At 70.8% G+C, this 19402-nt stretch carries 28 protein-coding genes; 3 read left to right on the top strand and 25 right to left on the bottom strand.

Annotated elements, in window-relative coordinates:
- Positions 1–73: 73 nt before the first annotated feature.
- From rpsI to ASD18_RS07890, 3 genes are all read right to left on the bottom strand, one after another.
- Complete coding sequence (rpsI, locus tag ASD18_RS07900) at positions 74–562, bottom strand: 30S ribosomal protein S9 (protein ID WP_056088985.1); 489 nt, start codon at positions 560–562, stop codon at positions 74–76.
- Positions 563–600: 38 nt separating this feature from the next.
- Positions 601–1050: a 50S ribosomal protein L13 gene (gene rplM / locus ASD18_RS07895; RefSeq protein ID WP_055912203.1), complete on the bottom strand. Its 450-nt coding sequence runs from the start codon at positions 1048–1050 to the stop codon at positions 601–603.
- Positions 1051–1275: 225 nt separating this feature from the next.
- The gene (locus ASD18_RS07890) at positions 1276–2208 is read right to left on the bottom strand and encodes a LysR family transcriptional regulator ArgP (protein ID WP_056088983.1); all 933 of its coding nucleotides are present in this window, start codon (positions 2206–2208) and stop codon (positions 1276–1278) included.
- A 71-nt stretch (positions 2209–2279) separates the two neighbouring features.
- On the opposite strand from ASD18_RS07890, the gene ASD18_RS07885 reads away from it, so the two are divergent.
- Entirely contained in the window at positions 2280–2876 is a 597-nt protein-coding gene (locus ASD18_RS07885; RefSeq protein ID WP_056088980.1) for a LysE/ArgO family amino acid transporter, read from the top strand.
- A 16-nt stretch (positions 2877–2892) separates the two neighbouring features.
- Here the strand turns inward: ASD18_RS07885 and ASD18_RS07880 are convergent, their stop codons facing one another.
- A complete protein-coding gene (locus ASD18_RS07880; RefSeq protein ID WP_056088975.1) occupies positions 2893–4575 on the bottom strand; it encodes an ABC-F family ATP-binding cassette domain-containing protein in 1683 nt (560 codons plus the stop codon).
- 102 nt (positions 4576–4677) lie between these two features.
- Between ASD18_RS07880 and ASD18_RS07875 the strand changes: the two genes are divergently transcribed.
- Positions 4678–5115 carry a DUF5709 domain-containing protein gene (locus ASD18_RS07875; RefSeq protein ID WP_056088972.1) on the top strand — a complete coding sequence of 146 codons (438 nt, stop codon included), beginning with the start codon at positions 4678–4680 and terminating at the stop codon, positions 5113–5115.
- A gap of 63 nt (positions 5116–5178) precedes the next feature.
- Here the strand turns inward: ASD18_RS07875 and truA are convergent, their stop codons facing one another.
- On the bottom strand, positions 5179–6123 hold the full coding sequence (truA, locus tag ASD18_RS07870; RefSeq protein ID WP_235522290.1) for a tRNA pseudouridine(38-40) synthase TruA: 945 nt from the start codon (positions 6121–6123) through the stop codon (positions 5179–5181).
- 34 nt (positions 6124–6157) lie between these two features.
- Between truA and ASD18_RS07865 the strand changes: the two genes are divergently transcribed.
- A complete protein-coding gene (locus ASD18_RS07865; RefSeq protein WP_056088969.1) occupies positions 6158–6916 on the top strand; it encodes an ROK family protein in 759 nt (252 codons plus the stop codon).
- Here ASD18_RS07865 and ASD18_RS07860 read toward each other — a convergent pair.
- From ASD18_RS07860 to rplX, 20 genes are all read right to left on the bottom strand, one after another.
- Complete coding sequence (locus ASD18_RS07860; RefSeq protein ID WP_056088966.1) at positions 6906–7646, bottom strand: alpha/beta fold hydrolase; 741 nt, start codon at positions 7644–7646, stop codon at positions 6906–6908. The genes ASD18_RS07865 and ASD18_RS07860 overlap by 11 nt on opposite strands.
- 81 nt (positions 7647–7727) lie before the next feature.
- On the bottom strand, positions 7728–8273 hold the full coding sequence (gene rplQ, locus ASD18_RS07855) for a 50S ribosomal protein L17 (RefSeq protein ID WP_056088964.1): 546 nt from the start codon (positions 8271–8273) through the stop codon (positions 7728–7730).
- Positions 8274–8347: 74 nt separating this feature from the next.
- Entirely contained in the window at positions 8348–9358 is a 1011-nt protein-coding gene (locus ASD18_RS07850) for a DNA-directed RNA polymerase subunit alpha (RefSeq protein ID WP_056088961.1), read from the bottom strand.
- Positions 9359–9503: 145 nt separating this feature from the next.
- On the bottom strand, positions 9504–9905 hold the full coding sequence (gene rpsK, locus ASD18_RS07845) for a 30S ribosomal protein S11 (protein WP_055912186.1): 402 nt from the start codon (positions 9903–9905) through the stop codon (positions 9504–9506).
- Positions 9906–9976: 71 nt separating this feature from the next.
- The gene (gene rpsM, locus ASD18_RS07840; RefSeq protein ID WP_056088956.1) at positions 9977–10357 is read right to left on the bottom strand and encodes a 30S ribosomal protein S13; all 381 of its coding nucleotides are present in this window, start codon (positions 10355–10357) and stop codon (positions 9977–9979) included.
- Between the two features lie 186 nt (positions 10358–10543).
- On the bottom strand, positions 10544–10657 hold the full coding sequence (gene rpmJ / locus ASD18_RS07835; protein WP_013117849.1) for a 50S ribosomal protein L36: 114 nt from the start codon (positions 10655–10657) through the stop codon (positions 10544–10546).
- A gap of 60 nt (positions 10658–10717) precedes the next feature.
- Positions 10718–10939, bottom strand: a complete 222-nt coding sequence (gene infA, locus ASD18_RS07830) for a translation initiation factor IF-1 (RefSeq protein WP_013770189.1) — start codon at positions 10937–10939, stop codon at positions 10718–10720.
- A gap of 258 nt (positions 10940–11197) precedes the next feature.
- Positions 11198–12061 (bottom strand): LPXTG cell wall anchor domain-containing protein, encoded by an 864-nt coding sequence (locus ASD18_RS21015; protein WP_056088953.1) that lies wholly within the window; start codon positions 12059–12061, stop codon positions 11198–11200.
- A 325-nt stretch (positions 12062–12386) separates the two neighbouring features.
- The gene (gene map, locus ASD18_RS07820) at positions 12387–13229 is read right to left on the bottom strand and encodes a type I methionyl aminopeptidase (protein WP_056088950.1); all 843 of its coding nucleotides are present in this window, start codon (positions 13227–13229) and stop codon (positions 12387–12389) included.
- Positions 13230–13231: 2 nt separating this feature from the next.
- Positions 13232–13813 (bottom strand): adenylate kinase, encoded by a 582-nt coding sequence (locus tag ASD18_RS07815; protein ID WP_056088947.1) that lies wholly within the window; start codon positions 13811–13813, stop codon positions 13232–13234.
- Positions 13810–15105, bottom strand: a complete 1296-nt coding sequence (secY, locus tag ASD18_RS07810; RefSeq protein ID WP_056088946.1) for a preprotein translocase subunit SecY — start codon at positions 15103–15105, stop codon at positions 13810–13812. Before secY ends, ASD18_RS07815 begins: the two co-directional genes overlap by 4 nt.
- A 160-nt stretch (positions 15106–15265) precedes the next feature.
- Entirely contained in the window at positions 15266–15997 is a 732-nt protein-coding gene (rplO, locus tag ASD18_RS20715; protein ID WP_082573648.1) for a 50S ribosomal protein L15, read from the bottom strand.
- A gap of 2 nt (positions 15998–15999) precedes the next feature.
- Positions 16000–16182, bottom strand: a complete 183-nt coding sequence (gene rpmD / locus ASD18_RS07800) for a 50S ribosomal protein L30 (RefSeq protein ID WP_028045050.1) — start codon at positions 16180–16182, stop codon at positions 16000–16002.
- The gene (rpsE, locus tag ASD18_RS07795; protein WP_056088942.1) at positions 16182–16850 is read right to left on the bottom strand and encodes a 30S ribosomal protein S5; all 669 of its coding nucleotides are present in this window, start codon (positions 16848–16850) and stop codon (positions 16182–16184) included. Before rpsE ends, rpmD begins: the two co-directional genes overlap by 1 nt.
- Positions 16851–16887: 37 nt before the next feature.
- Positions 16888–17259, bottom strand: a complete 372-nt coding sequence (gene rplR, locus ASD18_RS07790) for a 50S ribosomal protein L18 (protein ID WP_056088939.1) — start codon at positions 17257–17259, stop codon at positions 16888–16890.
- Positions 17260–17261: 2 nt separating this feature from the next.
- The gene (rplF, locus tag ASD18_RS07785; RefSeq protein ID WP_056088938.1) at positions 17262–17801 is read right to left on the bottom strand and encodes a 50S ribosomal protein L6; all 540 of its coding nucleotides are present in this window, start codon (positions 17799–17801) and stop codon (positions 17262–17264) included.
- Between the two features lie 24 nt (positions 17802–17825).
- A complete protein-coding gene (gene rpsH / locus ASD18_RS07780; RefSeq protein WP_055912171.1) occupies positions 17826–18224 on the bottom strand; it encodes a 30S ribosomal protein S8 in 399 nt (132 codons plus the stop codon).
- A gap of 75 nt (positions 18225–18299) precedes the next feature.
- Positions 18300–18485 carry a type Z 30S ribosomal protein S14 gene (locus ASD18_RS07775; RefSeq protein WP_028045055.1) on the bottom strand — a complete coding sequence of 62 codons (186 nt, stop codon included), beginning with the start codon at positions 18483–18485 and terminating at the stop codon, positions 18300–18302.
- Between the two features lie 2 nt (positions 18486–18487).
- Positions 18488–19060 carry a 50S ribosomal protein L5 gene (rplE, locus tag ASD18_RS07770; RefSeq protein ID WP_056088935.1) on the bottom strand — a complete coding sequence of 191 codons (573 nt, stop codon included), beginning with the start codon at positions 19058–19060 and terminating at the stop codon, positions 18488–18490.
- Complete coding sequence (rplX, locus tag ASD18_RS07765; RefSeq protein ID WP_056088933.1) at positions 19060–19401, bottom strand: 50S ribosomal protein L24; 342 nt, start codon at positions 19399–19401, stop codon at positions 19060–19062. Before rplX ends, rplE begins: the two co-directional genes overlap by 1 nt.
- Position 19402 lies beyond the last annotated feature (1 nt).

Genomic DNA, 19402 nt, shown 5'->3' with positions numbered 1-19402 from the left:
CTGATGGTTGCAGACATGCCGATGGCCCCGCTGGTCGTGAGACCGGCAGGGCCATCGGGCCGAAGTGCGTCGATCAGCGCTTCGAGTACTGCGGTGCCTTGCGGGCCTTCTTGAGACCGGCCTTCTTGCGCTCCACGACGCGGGCATCGCGGGTCAGGAAGCCGGCCTTCTTGAGGGCCGGGCGGTTGTGCTCCTCGTCGATCGCGTTCAGCGCACGGGCGATGCCCAGGCGCAGCGCGCCGGCCTGGCCGCTCACGCCGCCGCCGGTGATGCGCGCGACGACGTCGAAGCGACCCTCGACGTCGACCAGCTTGAACGGGGAGTTCACGAGCTGCTGGTGCACCTTGTTCGGGAAGTAGTCCTCGAGCGTGCGCCCGTTGACCTTCCACTGACCGGTGCCGGGGACCAGGCGCACGCGCGCGATGGCCTCCTTGCGACGGCCGAGCGCGTTCGCCGGTGCCGTGATGCTCTGACCGCGGCCCGTCGGGGCAGCCGTCTCGGAGGTGTAGCTGGTGGGGGTGTCATCGCCCTCGAGGTCGATGTCGACCGTGGTCTCTGCCACTGGTGTCCTCGCGTCCTTGTTCTCTGTACTCAGCCGGCTCACGCCTGCTGAGAGACCTGGGTGATCTCGAAGGGCTTCGGCTGCTGCGCCGCGTGCGGGTGCTCCGCACCGGCGTAGACCTTGAGCTTGGTGAGCTGCTGACGCGCGAGCGAGCTCTTGGGGAGCATGCCGCGGACAGCCTTCTCGATCGCGCGCTCGGGGTGCTTCTCCAGGAGGTCGGAGTAGGCCACGGCGCGCAGGCCACCCGGGTATCCGGAGTGGCGGTACGCGAGCTTGTTCTCGCGCTTGTTGCCGGTCAGTGCCACCTTGCTCGCGTTGATGACGATGACGAAGTCACCGCCGTCGACGTGGGGGGCAAAGGTTGCCTTGTGCTTGCCGCGCAGCAACGTGGCCACATGTGTGGCCAGGCGACCCAGGACGACATCGTTCGCGTCGATGATGTGCCAGGTCCGCTCGACGTCGCCGGGCTTCGGTGTGTACGTGCGCACGGTCGTCAGCCTTCGTTTCGTTGCGAATCTTGTCGGGGCGGAGCTCCGCAGGGTGCGGGTCCGCCGATGCATGCTTTCGTCGGCTTCCGGGCGGCGAGCGGGAACGCACCAGCCCTGCCGTTCTGGCTCGGTGCTGAGTGCTGAGAAGGCACTAGCAGCCGCCGGAACGGGGACGCACAACGACACACCAGGGTAGCCGCCGTGCCGCCGGAGGGTCAAAACGCGTCAGCCTGCCGAGGGCGGCCCGTGGCGTCGCACCGGCCGCAGAGCCGCCGACGCCGCGGTGACCACCCGCTCGGTCAGGTCGTCGAGCGTCGGTGTGCGCAGCGCCCAGTGCTGCCAGTACAGCGGGACGTCGAGGTGGCGCCCGGCCCGGATCTCCACCAGCGCGCCGGCGGCGATCCGCTCGGCCGCCGCTACCTCCGGCACCATCCCCCACCCGAGCCCGGCCTCGACCAGCCCCACGAACGCCGACTGCGACGGCACGTAGTGCACGCGCGGGGTCACCGTGCGCCGGCCGACGACCGACGCGACGAAGCGTTCCTGCAGGCCATCCTCCCTGTTGAACGCCAGGAGGGGCGCCGCCGCGAACACCTCCGCACCGAGCCCGTCGGCGAACCAGCGCTCCGCGCGCTCCGGTGCCGCGACCGCGAGGTACCGCATCGCGCCCAGGCGGCGGACGCGGCAGCCCTGCACCGCGCGCGGGTCCGCGGTGACCGCGGCCATCACCGTCCCGTCTCGCAGCAGGTCGGCGGACAGGTCCTGGTCCTCGCGCCGCAGGTCGAGCAGGACGTCGGCGGGCAGGTCGGCGACCGCGGCGGGGAACCACGTGGACATCGAGTCGTCGTTCACGGCCACGGGGAGCCGGCGCGTGGCCGGCCGGGCGCGCGTGCCACCCGGTGCCGGGACCAGCAGGCCCATCGCGTCACGCCCCAGGAGCTCCACCTGGCCGGCCAGGCGCACCAGCACCTCGCCGTCCTCCGTGGGCCGGCACGGGCGCGTGCGCAGCACCAGCACGCGTCCCACCTGCTGCTCGAGCGCCTTGATCCGCTGGCTGACGGCCGACGGGGTCACGTGCAGGCGTCGTGCGGCCGCGTCGAAGCTGCCCTCGTGCACCACGGCCGCGAGGGCGCTCAGCTGGTCCGCGTCGAACGCCACATGAATGATCCTAACGGTTCACCAGGAATCTGAACTGGACTTCATCGACGCCGAGTTCGTACCGTCGTCCCGTGACCACCGCTGCCCTCTCGGGCTTCCTCACGGGCCTGTCCCTGATCGTCGCGATCGGCGCGCAGAACGCGTTCGTGCTCCGCCAGGGCATCCGGCGCGAGCACGTGCTGCCCGTCGTGGCGGTGTGCGCCGTCGCGGACGCGCTGCTGATCGCCGCGGGCATCGCCGGCCTCGGGGCGCTCGTGACCGACCACCCGGTGGTGCTGGCGGTGACGAAGTACGCGGGCGCCGTGTTCCTGCTCGTGCTGGCCGTGGGCGCCGCGCTGCGGGCCCGCCGCCCGGAGCGGCTCGATCCCGCGGGCGACGGCCCTGCGGCCCTCGGCGCGGTCGTGTCGACGTGCCTCGCGCTCACGTTCCTCAACCCGCACGTGTACCTCGACACCGTGGTGCTCCTGGGCTCGCTGGCGCACCAGCACGACCCCGGCGCCTGGGTGTTCGGCGCCGGGGCGGTCACCGCCAGCGTCGTGTGGTTCACCGCACTCGGCTTCGGGGCCACCTACCTGCGGCCGGTGTTCGCCCGCCCGCGCGCCTGGCAGGTGCTCGATGTCGTCATCGCCGTGGTGATGGCGACCCTCGCGGTCCTGCTGCTGGTCTGAGCCTGCTGGTCGGGGCTCAGCGCACCCGGTCCACCCGGCCGGCGTCCCACACCGGCTCGGGCGTCTCGACCACGTCCCCGTCCGCGCCGAACACGAGGAACCGGTCGAAGGTGCGCGTGAACCAGCGGTCGTGCGTGACTGCCAGCACCGTGCCCTCGAACGCCGCCAGCCCGGTCTCGAGCGCCTCGGCGGAGTGCAGGTCGAGGTTGTCGGTCGGCTCGTCGAGCAGCAGCAGGGTCGCTCCCCCGAGCTCCAGCAGCAGGATCTGCAGCCGTGCCTGCTGGCCGCCGGACAGCGTCTCGTAGCGCTGCTCCGCCGCGGAGACGAGCTCGTACCGGTCGAGCGCCTTGCTGGCCTGCTCGCGCCCGAGCCCCGCGCGGTGCCCCTCGCCGCGGTGCAGGATCTCGAGCAGCGTCCGTCCGACCAGCTCCGGGTGCCCGTGGTTCTGCGCGAACCAGCCCGGCCGCACCCGTGGCCCCAGCACGACCTTGCCTGTGTGCTTCACCGGTGCCACGGGGAGGTCGTCGGCGGGCTCGTGCTCGGGACCGGGGTCGCTCCCGCCGGCGGCGAGCAGCCGTAGGAAGTGGGACTTGCCGGACCCGTTGGAGCCGAGGACGGCCACCCGCTCGCCGAACCAGACCTCCAGGTCGAACGGGTGCATCAGCCCGGTGAGCTCCAGACCGGTCGCGACCACCGCGCGCTTGGCGGTGCGTCCGCCGCGCAGCCGGACCTTCACGTTCTGCTCGCGGGCCAGCAGCGTCGGTGGCCCGGCCTCCTCGAACTTGCGCAGTCGCGTCTGCGCTGCGGAGTACCGCGACGCGAGCCCGTCGTTGAACGCCGCCTTCGTGCGCAGGGTGAGCACGAGCTCCTTGAGCTTCGCGTGCTCCTCCTCCCACCGCCGCAGCAGCTCCTCGAGCCGCGAGCGCCGGTCCTCGCGCGCCTGGTGGTAGGACGCGAACCCGCCGCCGTGCACCCAGACCGCAGCCCCCATGACGCCGGGCTCGAGGGTCGCCACCTGCGTGGCCACACGGGCGAGCATCTCGCGGTCGTGGCTCACGAACAGCACGGTCTTGTTCGACGCCCGCAGCCTGTCCTCGAGCCAGCGCTTGGTCGGCACGTCGAGCGCGTTGTCCGGCTCGTCGAGCAGGAGCACCTCGTCGGGGCCGCGCAGCAGGGCCTCCAGGACGAGCCGCTTCTGCTCGCCGCCGGACAGGGTGCGCACCTCGCGGTGCTGGGCGGCGTCGAACGGGATCGACAGGACGGCGTCGGTCACCCGGTCCCAGCCGGCCTCGGCCTCGTACCCGCCGACGTCGGCCCAGTCGACGAGCGCCTGGGCGTACCGCATCTGCGCCGGCTCGTCGTCGGTCTCCATGATCGCCAGCTCCGCCGCCGCGAGCTCGACGGCCGCGTCCCGGACGGCGGGCGACGCGAGCGAGGCGAGCAGGTCACGGATCGACCGGTCGTCGTCGATCCGGCCGATGTCCTGGCGCATGATCCCGAGGCCGCCGCTGCGCCCGATCGACCCCGCGTGCGGCGCCTCGTCCCCCGCGATGATCCGCAGCAGCGTCGTCTTGCCGGCGCCGTTGGGGCCGACGAGCGCGACGCGCGCGCCGTCGGCGACGCGGAACGACACGTCGTCGAGGAGAGGGCGTCCGTCGGGCAGGAAGTACCCGATGCCGCCGATGTCGAGGTGGCCCATGCGTCCAGTGTCCCTGCCGCCCCGTCGGCGGCCCATCTCATTGCCTGTGGCACGGCGCACAGCATCGCTGCCGAGCGCGGGTCCGCGGTCTATCGTCGGAGCATGAGCGACACCTCCGGCACCAGCCCCGACCCCGAGCTCGGCAGCGAGGGCGACACGGACCAGCTGCCCAGCGAAGACACCCTGCTCGACCGCGGCGTCGACGACCTGCTCGACGAGGGCTACACGGTCCCCGACCGGCCGCGCACCAACCACTACGGCGAGACGGCGTGGGAGGAGGCGCACCGCGAGACGATCGACCAGCGCATCGGCCAGGAGGAGCCCGAGGTCTGGGAGGCGCGGCCGCGGCCCGAGCGCGAGGAGTTCCGCGCCGGCCGGCTCATCGAGGACGACGGCGCCGTCGAGGCGGGCGGCACCGACGGGTTCGCCATCGACGCCGGCATCTCCGGGGGCGCCGCGAGCGCCGAGGAGGCCGCCGTGCACCTCATCGAGGAGGAGTACGTCGACGACCGCCGGTACCGCGACGACGTCGAGGACTGACCTGCTCGCCCGAGGCAGAGCGGAAGGTCCGTCCGACCTTCCGTCGACGAGGTCCGAGCCGGTTCAGCCGCAGCAGTCGCCCGCGGCCGGCGGGTGCTGCAGGTCCTCGGCCGCCCGCCGCGCACGGGTCAGGACCGCCCGGGCTGCCAGCTCGTCGTCGGCGGGATAGCTCACCTCGTCGAGCATGAGGCCGTGCGCGGCCACCACGTGCACGCCCACCCCGCGGCGCCGGGCGGCGAGCAGCTCCGCCGGCCAGCCGGACGCCTGGCGCCCCTCGCCCACCGCCAGGCTGGCGCCCACGAGCGAGCGCACCATCGAGTGACAGAACGCGTCCGCCCGCACCGTGGCGACGACGAGCCCCGCGTCCGGCCCGTCCACCGGCCTCGACCACGAGAACGCCTCGAGCGTCCGGATCGTCGTCGCACCCGGCCGCGGCTTGCAGTACGACGCGAAGTCGTGCCTGCCGACCAGCGGCTTCGCGGCCGCCGCCATGGCGTCCACGTCCAGCGCGCGGCGGTGCCACAGCACGTGCGCGCGGGACAACGGGTCGCGTCGGGCGGAGTCGTCGCAGATCCGGTACGTGTAGCGCCGACTCAGGGCCGAGAACCGCGCGTCGAAGCCGTCCGGCGCACGAGTCAGCGCGTGCACCACCAGGTCCGGGGGAAGGATGCCGCCGAGCCGGGTGAGCAGCACCTCGTCGACCGGGCGGCGCGACCGCCCACGGGACCTCTCGATGAGCCCGCCGGGGATGTCGACGTGCGCCACCTGGCCGCGCGCGTGCACGCCCGAGTCCGTGCGCCCGGCCACCGTCACGCGCGGCGGGCCGTCGGTGCGCAGGACGGTGCCCAGCGCGGCCTCCAGGACGCCCTGCACGGTCCGCAGGTCCGGCTGGATCGCCCAGCCGGCGAACCCCGTCCCGTCGTAGGCCAGGTCCAGCCGCAACCGCACGGCGGCCGGCTCGGCGGGCTGCTCGACAGGCGGCTCGGTGGGGTCCAGGCGTTCGCTCACGGGCCCACACGGTACTCGGCGCTAGCGTGGGCCCGTGTCCACCAACCCGTTCACCCTCGCCGTCGACTGTGGTGGCGGAGGGATCAAGGCGTCGGTCCTGGATGCCGCGGGCACTCTGCACGCCCCCGCCGTGCGGGTGCCGACGCCGTACCCGCTCCCGCCGGACCGGCTCGTGGCCACGATCGCCGACATCGCCGCCGGGCTGCCGGCCGCGGACCGCGTCACCGTCGGGATGCCGGGGATGATCCGGCACGGCGTCGTCGTCGCGACCCCGCACTACGTCACCCGCGCCGGACCACGCACCGCGGTCGACCCGGACCTGTTCACCGCGTGGGCCGGCTACGACATCCGGGCCGCCGTGCAGGAGCGTCTCGGCCTGCCCACGCTCGTGCTCAACGACGCCGAGGTGCACGGAGCCGGCGTCATCTCGGGGACGGGCATCGAGCTGGTGCTCACGCTCGGCACCGGGCTGGGGACCGCGCTGTTCGACGGGGGCGTCCTCGCGCCGCACCTCGAGCTCTCGCACGCACCCGTCCGGTGGGGCACCACCTACGACGCCTACATCGGGCAGGTCGAGCGCGCCCGGCTCGGCGACGGCCTCTGGTCGCGGCGGGTGCGACGTGTCGTCGAGGGCTTCCGGCCCGTGTTCGTCTGGGACCGGCTCTACCTCGGCGGAGGGAACGCCCGGCAGGTCACCCCTGCGACCCTGGCGAAGCTCGGCGACGACGTCGTCGTGGTACCCAATCAGGCGGGCATCGTCGGCGGCGTCCGGGCGTGGTCGCTCAGCGACTGACCGCGGTACGACCCGCACGCTCACGCAGCTCGACCTCGTCGACCGCCTCGAGCAGCACCCGCGTGAACCGCGCCGGCGCCACGAGGCTCACCAGGTGCGTCGCCCGCGGCACCACGACGAGCCGCCCGTCGCGGCACGCAGCGAGGAAGCGACGCTCCTCGCCGCGGAAGTGGTCGAACGCCCCGTTGACCAACCAGACCGGCGCCTCGATCCGCGCGAGGTCCTCCAGCGGCGTCGCCACCGTCATCTCGCGCAGGACCTCCTGCGTGGCGTCCAGCGCGAACCCGCCCGCTGCGACGTCCGCGGCACCCTCGTGCGGCAGGACGCGGTCGACGAAGAACTGGTTCAGGCGCGCGCCGCGGTCCGGCAGCCGGGCGATGCCCTGGGCGCCGACCGACCACCCCGCCAGCAGCACCCGGTGCGGCTGCGTGGAGCAGGACGCCGCCACGAGGCCGGCAACCTGCTCGGGGTGCCGGGCTGCGTGCCGGATCGCCACGTACCCCCCGAGCGACAGCCCGACGACGAACGCCCGGCCGCCGACTCCCTCGATCGCCTCCGCGACCGTGTCCACCGCCGAGTCCAGGGTGAACGGCTCGCCGATCCGGGAGCCGTGACCGGGCAGGTCGACGGCGACCGCCCGCCGGCCCACCCGCTCGAGGGCCCGCACCTGCGCGCGCCACATCGTGCGTGACGTCCGCAGCCCGTGCACCAGGACGACCGGCAGGCTCATGCCCCCGACTCTAGGCGCGGGACGGGACGCGAGAAGGCCCGGGACCAGCAGGTCCCGGGCCTTCTCGGTGCAGCTCTCAGATCACGCCTTGTCGGCGTCATCCTTGGTCTCGACGGGCGCGTCCTCGACGGGCGCGTCCTCGACAGGGGCGTCCTCGACGACCTTGTCCTCGGCCGGCGTGTCCTCGACCTTGTCGGCCTTCTTCGCCTTCGGCGCAGCCTTGGAGGCGGCCTTGGTGGCCTCCTTCACGACGGCCTGCTTCGGGGAGAGCGGCTCGAGGACGAGCTCGATGACGGCCATCGGGGCGTTGTCGCCCTTGCGGGGGCCGATCTTGGTGATGCGCGTGTAGCCACCCTGACGCTCGGCCACGGCCGGGGCGATCTCGGTGAAGAGCACGTGCACGACGGACTTGTCCTTGACGACGGTCATCACGCGGCGGCGGGCGTGCAGGTCACCACGCTTGGCGAACGTGATGAGGCGCTCGGCGAGCGGACGGAGGCGCTTGGCCTTCGTCTCGGTCGTCGTGATGCGCTTGTGCTCGAACAGCGACGTCGCGAGGTTCGCGAGGATCAGCCGCTCGTGCGCCGGTCCGCCACCGAGCCGGGGACCCTTGGTGGGCGTAGGCATGGTCTTTACTCCTTGAGTTCCAGTGATGGGCTGCAGGCAGGCCGGCTCACGCCGGCCCGTCTAGCTCCCCGGCGTCAGTACTGCTCGTCCTCGACGAAGTCGCCCTCGTCGTCGCCGTAGTAGGCGGTGGCGGACGGGTCGAAGTCGAGCGGGCTGTCCTTGAGCGTCAGTCCGAGCTCGGCCAGCTTCTCCTTGACCTCGGTGATGGACTTCGCACCGAAGTTGCGGATGTCCAGGAGGTCGGCCTCGGACCGGGCGACGAGCTCACCCACGGAGTGGATGCCCTCGCGCTTGAGGCAGTTGTAGGAGCGGATCGTGAGCTGCAGGTCCTCGATCGGCAGAGCGAGGTCCGCGGCGAGCGCAGCGTCGGTCGGCGACGGGCCGATCTCGATGCCCTCGGCCTCGATGTTGAGCTCACGGGCCAGACCGAACAGCTCGACCAGCGTCTTGCCGGCGGAGGCCAGCGCGTCACGCGGGCCGATCGCCGACTTGGTCTCGACGTCGACGACCAGCTTGTCGAAGTCCGTGCGCTGCTCGACACGCGTCGCCTCGACCTTGTAGGTCACCTTGAGGACGGGCGAGTAGATCGAGTCGACCGGGATGCGGCCGATCTCGGCGTCGAACGACTTGTTCTGGTTCGCCGACACGTAGCCACGCCCGCGCTCGACGGTCAGCTCGATCTCGAGCTTGCCCTTGTCGTTCAGCGTGGCCAGGTGCAGGTCGGGGTTGTGCACCTCGACGCCGGCCGGCGGCACGATGTCAGCGGCGCTGACCTCACCGGCACCCTGCTTGCGCAGGTACATCACCACGGGCTCGTCGTTCTCCGAGGAGACGACCAGCTGCTTGATGTTGAGGATGATCTCGGTGACGTCCTCCTTGACGCCCGGCACGGTGGAGAACTCGTGCAGCACGCCGTCGATCCGGATGGACGTGACGGCGGCACCGGGGATGGAGGACAGCAGCGTCCGGCGGAGCGAGTTGCCGAGCGTGTAGCCGAAACCCGGCTCCAGGGGCTCGATGGAGAACCGCGACCGGTTCTCCGAGATGACCTCTTCGGTCAGGGTGGGGCGCTGTGCAATCAGCACGGTGTGTTTTCCTCTCAGCGGGCGTCCGCCATATGACGCTGCGCAGTACTACAAGCCGGCCTGGTCTCGGTCTACCTGGTCGGCGTCAGGATGTCCGGGTCGGTGCGCGCCTTCCGGCAGCGCACCGACCCGATCGAGCCGACGGTCAGACGCGGCGGCGCTTCGGCGGACGGCAGCCGTTGTGCGCCTGGGGCGTCACGTCCTGGATCGAGCCGACCTCGAGGCCGGTCGCCTGGAGCGAGCGGATCGCGGTCTCACGGCCGGAGCCGGGGCCCTTGACGAAGACGTCGACCTTCTTCATGCCGTGCTCCTGGGCGCGACGAGCGGCCGCCTCGGCGGCGAGCTGCGCCGCGAAGGGGGTCGACTTGCGCGAGCCCTTGAAGCCCACCTGGCCCGACGAGGCCGACGCGATGACGGCGCCGGTCGGGTCGGTGATGGAGATGATCGTGTTGTTGAACGTGCTCTTGATGTGCGCCTGGCCGTGGGAGACGTTCTTCTTCTCCTTGCGGCGCGGCTTGCGCACGGCGGAACGGGTCTTGGGAGGCATGCTCTTCTTCTCTCGAGATCAGCTGGGGATGACCGGGCGGCGCATCGCGAGGATGCAGCCAGCCGGGAGGGCTACTTGCGCCCGGCCTTCTTCTTGCCGGCGACGGTGCGCTTCGGGCCCTTGCGGGTACGCGCGTTGGTCTTGGTGCGCTGACCGCGCACCGGAAGGCCACGGCGGTGACGCAGGCCCTCGTAGCAGCCGATCTCGACCTTGCGGCGGATGTCCGCAGCGACCTCACGGCGAAGGTCACCCTCGAGCTTGTAGCTCGCCTCGAGGTAGTCACGCAGCGCGACGAGCTCGGCGTCGCCGAGGTCCTTCACGCGCAGGTCCGGGCTGATGCCGGTCGCGGCCAGAGTTGCCTGGGCGCGGGTACGGCCGACCCCGTAGATATAGGTGAGCGCGATCTCGAGCCGCTTCTCGCGGGGGAGGTCGACGCCGATAAGACGTGCCATGTGCCTGGTGGCTCCTGAACTGCATCGGAGGTCTACCGCACTGCCCTCCCGCGTGCTGCGGGCCCCGGCCTCCGACCGAGGGTGCACCGGCGAGTGATCGCCGGAGTGGCTGTGCGCTTGCTGGTCCTCCGTGGAGGACCGGTGGTGCTGGTCGAGCTGCTGGTCCGACGGACCGGCGTCAGGGCATCAGCCCTGGCGCTGCTTGTGGCGCAGGTTCTCGCAGATCACCTGGACGCGACCGTGCCGGCGGATCACCTTGCACTTGTCGCAGATCTTCTTGACGCTGGGCTTGACCTTCATCGCGTGTTCCTCCGCCGCCGTTGCGCCCGTGACAGGGCTGACGGCGTGTTCGAGTGGCTGTTACTTGTAGCGGTAGACGATCCGGCCACGGGACAGGTCGTACGGGCTCAGCTCCACCACCACCCGGTCCTCGGGGAGGATCCGGATGTAGTGCTGTCGCATCTTGCCCGAGATGTGGGCGAGCACCTTGTGGCCGTTGGTGAGCTCCACGCGGAACATCGCGTTCGGCAGAGCCTCCACGACGCTGCCCTCGATCTCGATGACACCGTCCTTCTTCGCCATATCCTCCGCTAACTGTCGGTCCTGATGGATCAACCCACGACGACCGGCCCCGCCCGGACGGGCGGCGACGACGAGGTGGGAACTAGATGTGGACAGCGCGCCACGAGAACCGGGCGCACACCCAACGGACGATCTTACGCCATCAGGCCCACGGGACGAAACCGCCCCCTGCTCCGGACACGTGCCGTCCGCCACACCGGGGCACGACGCACGCGAGGAGGGCCGTCGTCGGCGTGACGACGGCCCTCCAGCGCTCGATCAGCTGGCGCGGCGGCGCCTGATCAGGAGCAGTGCTGCCCCCGAGAGCACCAGGATCCCCGCGGCGAGCACGCCCGGCAGCGGGGACGAGCCGGTCGCGGCCAGCGTCGCACCACCGGTGGGGCCTGCGGCCAGGACCTCGGAGTAGAAGGTCGCGCTCGGGCTCGGCGTCGAGGCCACCACGACGACGGGCGTGGTCTGCGTGGGCGTGGGCGTGGAGCCCACCTCGGTCACGGGGGTCGGCGTGACCGTCGGCGTCGGCGAGGCCGGCGTCGTCGGCGTCTGGCTGGGCGCGGGAGGCGTCGCCACGGGGACGGTCGGCGTCGGCGTCGAGGTCGGGCTCGGGGACGCCGTCGGCGTGGGCGACGGCGACGTGGTCGGCGCCGGGGCGCACGGCGGCACCGTCACCATGGCGGACAGCTCGAAGTGCTTGGCGTCGAAGAGCGCGCCCTTGGGGTTCTCCTTGCTCCGCCAGCCGATGTAGTCCGTCGGGTAGTGGGGCGCCTTGTTGCCGGTGAAGACCGTCGCGTCGCCGTACGCCTTGTCCTCCTGGACCGCCCAGCCCGGACCGCAGACCGTGACGCCCGCGGGCAGGGCCGCACGGATCTCCTCGAGCGTGAGGTCGCGCCAGTAGCCCCCCGGCCAGGTGGTGACCAGGTACTGCTGGGTCGAGTTCTCCCAGGACACCGGCTTGGAGACGTCCTTCTTGAGGTAGACGTAGGCGCCCGTGGTCTCCGGCTCGCTCGTCTGCTGCTTCTTGGGCTGCGGCTGTGGCTGCTGCCACTGCTTGCCACCGCGGCCGTCGTTGCCGTGCGCCTGCGCAGCACCTGCACCGGTGAGGAGCAGGGCGGAGGCGACGGCCACGGCGCCGACGAGGCGGGCGTGGCGCCCGAGGCGGCGGGCTGAGAACGGGGAAGGACGAACGCTGCGCTGCATGAGCCACCCATCACGTCGAGTGCAGGCGCGCGCTGACCACGTGCCTGCCGGAGTCGGGCCTCCCCACCCCTTCACCGCAGCGGCCGAGCCGCGCGGGCCCCAGGGACGCCCGTGGCGGAACGTTCACCGCCGGGCAGGACGGTATCCGACAAACCGGTCATCGCGGGCGTATTTGGCCAGTTCACCGACAAATTGTGGACAACTGGACACAAGTTCACCTGGATGGACCTACTCTGAAGTAACTCCGGGTGGGTCAGGCGAGCGGTGCGATGGAGACACCCAGCGCGGCGAGCTTCTCCGCACCGCCGTCGGGCGCGGTCAGCACCCAGATGCCGTCGTCCAGGACGGCGACGGTGTGCTCCCAGTGGGACGCGCGCGAGCCGTCGCCCGTCACCACGGTCCAGTCGTCGTCGAGGACCTGGGTGAACCGCTGACCGCGCACCACCATCGGCTCGACGGCAACGCACAGTCCCGCGCGCACGCGTGGGCCGCGGTCGCGACTGCGGAAGTTCGGCACGTCCGGCGGCTGGTGCATCGCCGTACCGATGCCGTGCCCCACGTACTCCTCGACGAGGCCGTACCGCTGACCGCCGTTCAGCCCTTCGACCGCAGCGGCGTCGACGACGTCCTCGACCGCCTCCCCCACCGCGCCGAGCCGCTCGGCTCCGGCCAGGGCGGCGATGCCGGCCCACATGGCCCGCTCCGTCGTCTCCGCCAGGGCGACGTCCTCGGGCGCGGCGCCGTCGAGGACGAGGGTGATCGCGGAGTCGCCGTGCCAGCCCTCGACGATCGCACCGCAGTCGACCGACACCACGTCGCCGGGCTCGAGCACGCGGGGTCCGGGGATCCCGTGCACGACCTCGTCGTTCACCGAGACACAGAGGGACGCCGGGTAGCCGTGGTAGCCGAGGAACGACGGCGTGGCGTGGCGGTCACCGATGACCTCCGCGGCCACGGCATCGAGCTCACCCGTCGTGACCCCTGCGGCGGCCCGCTCCCGCACAGCGGCCAGCGCCTCGGCCACCACCAGCCCGGCACGCCGCATGAGCAGCACCTGCTCGGGCGTCTTGTACTCGATCCGCTCGCGACCGAACATCGTCAGCCCGCGCTCGGCGCGCCGATCGCCGCGACGAGCCGCTCGGTGACCGCGTCGACGTCGCCGATCCCGTCCACCTGCGCGAGCAGTCCGCGGTCGGCGTACACGTGCGCGATGGGCGCGGTTTCCTGGGCGTAGACGTCGAGCCGGTGGCGGACCACGTCCTCGGTGTCGTCCTCACGGCCCTCGATCTCCGCGCGCTTCAGCAGCCGCGCCACGACGACGTCGGGGTCGGCGGTGATCTCGATCGCCAGGTCGAGGCTCAGCCCGGCGTCGGCGAGGATCGCGTCGAGCTCTCCCACCTGGGCGACGTTGCGCGGGTACCCGTCGAGCAGGAACCCGTCCGCCGCGTCGTCCTGGGCGAGCCGGTCGCGCACCATCTCGTTCGTCACCGAGTCCGGGACGAGCGCACCGCGGGAGGTGTACTCCTGGACCGTCTTGCCGAGCGGCGTGCCGCCCTTGATGTTGGCGCGGAAGATGTCGCCGGTCGAGATGGCCGGGATACCGAGCCGCTCCGCGATCCGGACGGCCTGGGTCCCCTTGCCCGCTCCCGGAGGACCGAGCAGGACGAGACGCGTGCTCAACGCAAGAACCCTTCGTAGTGCCGCTGCTGCAGCTGGGACTCGATCTGCTTCACGGTCTCCAGGCCGACGCCGACGACGATGAGGATCGACGCCCCACCGAACGGGATGTTGGTGCCGACCCCCATCACGATGAACGCGATGGTCGGGATCAGCGCGACGATCGCCAGGTACACCGAGCCGGGCGCGGTGATGCGGGAGATCACGTAGTCCAGGTACTCGGCCGTCGGCCGGCCGGCGCGGATGCCGGGGATGAACCCGCCGTACTTCTTCATGTTGTCCGCGACCTCGTCCGGGTTGAACGTGATCGCCGTGTAGAAGTAGCAGAAGAAGATGATCAGGACGACGTAGATCGCCAGGTGCAGCGGGGCGCTCGGCGACGCCAGGTACCGCTGGATCCACTGGACCCACGCGGCGGTCGGGTCACCGAACTGCGCGAGCAGGCCGGGGACGGCGAGCAGCGACGACGCGAAGATCACCGGGATGACGCCGGCCATGTTGATCTTGATCGGGATGTAGGTGCTCGAGCCGCCGTACATGCGCCTGCCCACCATGCGCTTGGCGTACTGCACGGGGATGCGCCGCTGCGACTGCTCGACGAACACCACCAGCGCGATGACCAGGACGACGATCGCCAGGACGACGATGAACTTCGAGATGCCGTTGTCGCCGCCGGCGATCGACCACATGGCGCCGGGGAAGCTGGCCGCGATCGACGTGAAGATGAGGAGCGACATGCCGTTGCCGACGCCGCGCTCGGTGATGAGCTCACCCAGCCACATGATCAGGCCGGTACCGGCGGTCATGGTGATGACCATGAGCAGGAGCGTCTGCCAGCTGTCGTTCGGGATGACGTCGACGGTGCACCCGCTGAACAGCTGACCGCTGCGCGCGACCGTGATGATCGTCGTCGACTGCAGGATCGCGAGGCCGATCGTCAGGTACCGCGTGTACTGCGTGAGCTTCGCGGTGCCGGACTGGCCCTCGCGGTGCAGCTCCTCGAAGCGAGGGATGACCACCCGGAGCAGCTGGATGATGATGCTCGCCGTGATGTACGGCATGATCCCGAGCGCGAACACCGACAGCTGCAGCAGTGCACCGCCGCTGAACAGGTTCACCAGCCCGAGCAGGTCGTTGCCCTGGGACTGCGCGATACACGTCTGCACGTTCGGGTAGGAGACTCCCGGTGTCGGCAGGAACGAGCCGGCACGGAAGATCACCATGATCCCGATGGTGAAGAGCAGCTTGCGCCGCAGGTCGGGCGTCCGGAACGCCCGCACGAATGCGCTGAGCACCTGTCCTCCTGGGCCGCCGGAGCGGCATCACGTACGACCGGTCCGTTCCGGCCGTGCAGCCCGCGACGAGTCGCGAGCACCGGGGCACCCTAACTGATGCCCGCCGACATACGGAACGGGACCGGTGGGTAACTACGCACCCACCGGTCCCGTCCTTCGATCAGTCCTGCGCGACGCTTCCGCCGGCCGCCACGATCGCGTCCTTCGCGGACGCCGAGTAGGCGTCGACCGCGACGGAGACCTTGACCGTGAGCTCGCCGGTGCCGAGCACCTTGACGGGCTGGCCCTTGCGGACCGCGCCCTTCGCCACGAGGTCGGCGACCGTCACGTCGCCACCGTTCGGGTACAGCGCCGAGAGCTTGTCCAGGTTGACCACCTGGTACTCGACGCGGAACGGGTTCTTGAAGCCGCGCAGCTTCGGGAGGCGCATGTGCAGAGGCATCTGCCCACCCTCGAAGCGCGTCGGCACCTGGTAGCGGGCCTTGGTGCCCTTGGTGCCACGACCGGCCGTCTTGCCCTTGGACGCCTCGCCACGACCCACGCGGGTCTTGGCGGTCTTGGCGCCCGGGGCCGGACGGAGGTGGTGCACCTTGAGCGTGCCGCCGTTGCCGGGCTGTGCGGCGGCCTCAGCCGCCTTCGCCGCAGCAGCGGAGACCGACTTCTTGGGCGCAGCGGCCTTGGGCGCGGCCTTGGGAGCCTTCGCCTTCGGTGCAGCCTCGGTCGTCGCCTCGGCCTTGTCGGCCTTGGTCGGCTTGTCCGCAGCAGCGGACTTCGCCTTGGTCGCCTTCGGAGCGGACTCCGTGTCGGCGGCCTTCTTCGCGGGGGCCTTCTTGGCAGCGGCCTTCTTGGGGGCCGTCACCTCGTCGGTGCCCTTCTCGTTCTCGTCAGCCATGGTCACTCCACCTCTTCGACCGCGACAAGGTGCGTCACCGTCTTGACCATGCCGCGGATCTCAGGACGGTCCTCCTTGACGACGACGTCGCCGATCCGCTTGAGGCCGAGGGTGCGCAGGGTGTCGCGCTGGTTCTGCTTACCGCCGATGCCAGATCGCGTCTGGGTCACCTTGAGTCGAGCCATCACGCACCTGCCTTCGAGCCCGCCGCTGCGGCCAGGCCGGCAGCCTGGGCACGGAGGAGGGCAGCCGGGACCACGTGCTCGACCGGGAGCCCACGGCGCGCGGCCACGGCCTCGGGACGCTCGAGGCCCTTGAGGGCCGCGACCGTGGCGTGCACGATGTTGATCGCGTTGGACGAGCCGAGCGACTTGCTCAGCACGTCGTGGATGCCGGCGCACTCGAGCACGGCGCGCACCGGACCACCGGCGATGACGCCGGTACCCGGGGACGCCGGACGCAGGAAGACGACACCGGCAGCGGCCTCACCCTGGATGGGGTGCGGGATGGTGCCCTGGATGCGCGGGACCTTGAAGAAGTTCTTCTTGGCCTCCTCGACGCCCTTGGCGATCGCCGCGGGCACCTCCTTGGCCTTCCCGTAGCCGACACCCACGGTGCCGTCGCCGTCGCCGACCACGACGAGCGCGGTGAAGCTGAAGCGGCGGCCACCCTTGACGACCTTGGCCACGCGGTTGATCGTCACGACGCGCTCGAGGAACGCGCTCTTCTCTGCGGCGTCGCGTCCGCGACCGCCGCCGCCGTCACGGCCGCGGCCGCCGTCGCGGCGGTCACCGCCGCCGGTCCCGGTGCCGCCCGCGGGCGCCCCGGTGTTGCTGCGCTGAGGAGCAGCCATCAGTGAGTCCTCTTCTTCATGTCGCAGTTCGTCGTCGTCACAGCTTCAGACCGCCCTCGCGAGCGCCGTCGGCCACCGCAGCGACACGGCCGTGGTACTTGTTGCCGCCGCGGTCGAAGACCACAGCGTCAAGGCCGGCAGCCTTCGCACGCTCGGCGATGAGCTCGCCGACCTTGCGGGCCTTGGCGGTCTTGTCGTCGTTCGAGCTGCGCAGGTCGGCCTCGAGGGTCGATGCGGAGACGATCGTCTGACCGATGCCGTCGTCCACGACCTGCGCCGAGATGTGCCGGGCGGACCGGGTCACGACGAGACGGGGACGCGCGGCCGAGCCGGCGACCTTCTTGCGAAGGCGCAGGTGGCGGCGCTGGCGGGCAACACGCTTGCCCTTGCCGAGGATCTTGAGAGCCATGATTACTTACCGGCCTTTCCGACCTTGCGGCGCACGTTCTCGCCCGCGTACCGGACGCCCTTGCCCTTGTACGGCTCGGGCTTGCGGATCTTGCGGATGTTCGCGGCGACCTCGCCCACCTGCTGCTTGTCGATGCCCTGCACCGAGAAGCGGGTGGGTGCCTCGACGACGAAGGTGATGCCCTCCGGCGGGTTGACCGTGACCGCGTGGCTGAAGCCGAGCGCGAACTCGAGGTCCGCACCCTTCGCGGTCACGCGGTAACCGGTGCCGACGATCTCGAGCTTCTTGACGTAGCCCTCCGTCACACCGATGACCAGGTTGGCCAGCAGCGTGCGGGTGAGGCCGTGCAGCGAGCGCGAGGCGCGCTCGTCGTCGGGGCGGGTGACCACGAGGGCACCTGCCTCGTCACGAGCGACCTCGATGGGTGCGGCGACCGTGTGCGTCAGGGTGCCCTTGGGGCCCTTGACCGTCACGACGGCACCGTTGATGTCGACATCCACGCCGGTGGGGACCGGGACGGGGACTCTGCCGATTCGGGACATGGCTAGCTCCTTTCCGTCTCGGACTTACCAGACGTAGGCGAGGACTTCCCCACCCACGCCCTTCTTGGCGGCCTGCTTGTCGGTGAGGAGACCGGAGGACGTGGACAGGATCGCCACGCCGAGGCCGCCGAGCACCTTGGGCAGGTTGGTCGACTTGGCGTACACGCGCAGGCCCGGCTTGGACACGCGCTTCACGCCGGCGAGCGCACGCTCGCGGTTGGGGCCGTACTTGAGCTCGATGATGAGGTTCTTGCCGACGACGGCGTCCTCAACCTTCCAGCCCGTGATGTAGCCCTCCGCCTGGAGGATCTCCGCGATGTGCGACTTCAGCTTCGAGAACGGGATCAGCACGGTGTCGTGGTGAGCCGAGTTCGCGTTACGCAGCCGCGTGAGCAGGTCTGCGATGGGGTCGGTCATGGTCATGGGGCTTCCGCCCTTCCTCGCCGGGGTATCCCGCCCTTGTGGGGGCTGGACCTACCGACGTTCGTGGTGCGTGGGTTACCAGCTGCTCTTGGTGACGCCGGGGAGCTCGCCGCGGTGGGCCATCTCGCGCACGCAGATCCGGCACAGGCCGAACTTGCGGTACACCGAGTGGGGCCGGCCGCAACGCTGGCAGCGCGTGTAGCCACGCACTGCGAACTTCGGCTTGGCAGCAGCCTTGTTCTTGAGGGCAGTCTTCGCCATGGTCAGATCTCCTTGAACGGGAAGCCGAGGAGCTTGAGGAAAGCGCGACCCTCGTCGTCGGTGTCGGCCGTCGTGACGACCGTGATGTCCATACCGCGGACCCGATCGATCTTGTCCTGGTCGATCTCGTGGAACACGGACTGCTCCACGAGGCCGAAGGTGTAGTTGCCGTGACCGTCGAACTGCTGCGGCGAGAGGCCACGGAAGTCACGGATGCGCGGCAGCGCGGTGGAGAGCAGGCGGTCCAGGAACTCCCAGGCACGGTCGCCACGCAGGGTGACGTGGGCGCCGATGGGCATTCCCTCACGCAGCTTGAACTGCGCGATCGACTTGCGAGCCTTGGTGACCTGCGGCTTCTGGCCCGTGATCTGGGTCAGGTCGCGGATCGCGCCCTCGATGAGCTTGGAGTCCTTGGCGGCCTCGCCGACGCCCATGTTCACGACGACCTTCACCAGGCGCGCGACCTGGTTGATGTTCTCGTGCGAGAACTGCTCGAAGAGAGCGGTGCGGATCTCGTCGTTGTACTTGGACTTCAGACGCGGGAGCGCCGGAGCCGTGAGAGTGGTCTCGGTCATCAGATGTCCTTACCGGAGCGCTTGGCGACGCGGACCCGAACGGTGCGGGTACGGCCGTCGCGCTCGACCTGCTCGGTGCGGTAGCCGACCCGGGTGCCCTTCTTGGTCTCCGGGTCCACGAGCATCACGTTGCTGATGTGGATGGGGGCCTCGACGGTCTCGATGCCGCCGGTGCGCGTGCCGCGCTGCGTCTGGCCGGCCTTCACGTGCTTCTGCACGCGCTGGACGCCCTCGACGACGATCCGCTGCGACTCGACGAGGACCTCGAGGACGCGACCGGTGCTGCCCTTGTCGCGGCCCGAGATGACGAGGACGAGGTCGCCCTTCTTGATCTTCGCCATG

Source organism: Cellulomonas sp. Root137 (genome assembly GCF_001426725.1).
GTDB lineage: Bacteria > Actinomycetota > Actinomycetes > Actinomycetales > Cellulomonadaceae > Cellulomonas.
This window is presented reverse-complemented; position numbering and strand designations above follow the sequence as displayed.

Excerpts from the sequence above, each read along its gene's own strand:
- ASD18_RS07880 (WP_056088975.1), bottom strand. The coding sequence starts at position 4,575 with ATGGGCCACCTCGACATCGGCGGCATCGGGTACTTCCTGCCCGACGGA.
- ASD18_RS07875 (WP_056088972.1), top strand. The coding sequence starts at position 4,678 with ATGAGCGACACCTCCGGCACCAGCCCCGACCCCGAGCTCGGCAGCGAG.
- ASD18_RS07860 (WP_056088966.1), bottom strand. The coding sequence starts at position 7,646 with ATGAGCCTGCCGGTCGTCCTGGTGCACGGGCTGCGGACGTCACGCACG.
- rplQ (WP_056088964.1), bottom strand. The coding sequence starts at position 8,273 with ATGCCTACGCCCACCAAGGGTCCCCGGCTCGGTGGCGGACCGGCGCAC.
- rpsK (WP_055912186.1), bottom strand. The coding sequence starts at position 9,905 with ATGCCTCCCAAGACCCGTTCCGCCGTGCGCAAGCCGCGCCGCAAGGAG.
- rpsM (WP_056088956.1), bottom strand. The coding sequence starts at position 10,357 with ATGGCACGTCTTATCGGCGTCGACCTCCCCCGCGAGAAGCGGCTCGAG.
- rpmJ (WP_013117849.1), bottom strand. The coding sequence starts at position 10,657 with ATGAAGGTCAAGCCCAGCGTCAAGAAGATCTGCGACAAGTGCAAGGTG.
- infA (WP_013770189.1), bottom strand. The coding sequence starts at position 10,939 with ATGGCGAAGAAGGACGGTGTCATCGAGATCGAGGGCAGCGTCGTGGAG.
- map (WP_056088950.1), bottom strand. The coding sequence starts at position 13,229 with ATGTTCGGTCGCGAGCGGATCGAGTACAAGACGCCCGAGCAGGTGCTG.
- rplO (WP_082573648.1), bottom strand. The coding sequence starts at position 15,997 with ATGGCTGACGAGAACGAGAAGGGCACCGACGAGGTGACGGCCCCCAAG.
- rpmD (WP_028045050.1), bottom strand. The coding sequence starts at position 16,182 with ATGGCTCGACTCAAGGTGACCCAGACGCGATCTGGCATCGGCGGTAAG.
- rpsE (WP_056088942.1), bottom strand. The coding sequence starts at position 16,850 with ATGGCTGCTCCTCAGCGCAGCAACACCGGGGCGCCCGCGGGCGGCACC.
- rplR (WP_056088939.1), bottom strand. The coding sequence starts at position 17,259 with ATGGCTCTCAAGATCCTCGGCAAGGGCAAGCGTGTTGCCCGCCAGCGC.
- rplF (WP_056088938.1), bottom strand. The coding sequence starts at position 17,801 with ATGTCCCGAATCGGCAGAGTCCCCGTCCCGGTCCCCACCGGCGTGGAT.
- rpsH (WP_055912171.1), bottom strand. The coding sequence starts at position 18,224 with ATGACCATGACCGACCCCATCGCAGACCTGCTCACGCGGCTGCGTAAC.
- ASD18_RS07775 (WP_028045055.1), bottom strand. The coding sequence starts at position 18,485 with ATGGCGAAGACTGCCCTCAAGAACAAGGCTGCTGCCAAGCCGAAGTTC.
- rplE (WP_056088935.1), bottom strand. The coding sequence starts at position 19,060 with ATGACCGAGACCACTCTCACGGCTCCGGCGCTCCCGCGTCTGAAGTCC.
- rplX (WP_056088933.1), bottom strand. The coding sequence starts at position 19,401 with ATGGCGAAGATCAAGAAGGGCGACCTCGTCCTCGTCATCTCGGGCCGC.